Below are 776 nucleotides of genomic sequence, written 5' to 3'. Positions count from 1 at the left end.
CTGAGATTCAACAGACACCATGGTGTCTAATACCGCTTTAGCTTCCAAGGATAAATCTACTGAGTCATTCTGCTGGCGGAAGGTATTTAATTTATTTTCTGCATCATTTAACTGGCCACGGATATTCGGCAATTGCTCTTTTAAAAATTCAAGGCTGCGCGCCGCCTCTTCTGATTTACGCTCTACATTCTGCTGCAAATAGTTTTGGCTAACACTGTTTAAAACTTTAGTGGTTAACGTCGGATCGGTACCTTCCAGACTTAAACCTAACACACCAGTGTCTTTCCCTTTGTCTGCGACGGTAAAATCGTCCAACAAACTATTGATGGCCGTTAAAGGATTGAGCTTTCTCATTCGGAAAACCGTCCCTTTTTCAGCTTCAATATCACTGACCAGTATTTCAATGCTGTTATGGCTTTCTACTTGACCAACTTTGCCATCAAAGCTGAGTGTGTCACCGCCCGATATACGATAACTTTGGTTATCGAGCACCTCGAGCGTAATCACTTCATCTTGCCAACTTTCAGGTACATCTAAACGTGAAATGGCGATTTTACCCGGCTCAGCACCCGTTAACCGCGCAACGCCTCGCCCAACGAGAGGAAAATACTTCTGACGTACATCAATATCCAACGCCAGATCGTTAATGGTTTTCCCCATTACCATACGCGATTTAATTAACTCAATTTCAGCAGCTGATTGTGGCTTAGCATCCGGCAACATGCTGGAGATATCTTTTATCAAAGAATCGCCACCGCTTTGCTCCACTTGAATCA

General features: G+C 43.6%; 1 pseudogene. It reads right to left on the bottom strand.

What is annotated here, in order from left to right:
• Positions 1 to 776: pseudogene (locus J5224_RS32140) on the bottom strand (tyrosine-protein kinase); the annotation flags it as partial.

The organism is Candidatus Symbiopectobacterium sp. NZEC135, from assembly GCF_025962695.1.
The sequence above is the reverse complement of the archived record's forward strand: the minus strand, read 5'-3'. Positions and strand labels throughout refer to the sequence as shown.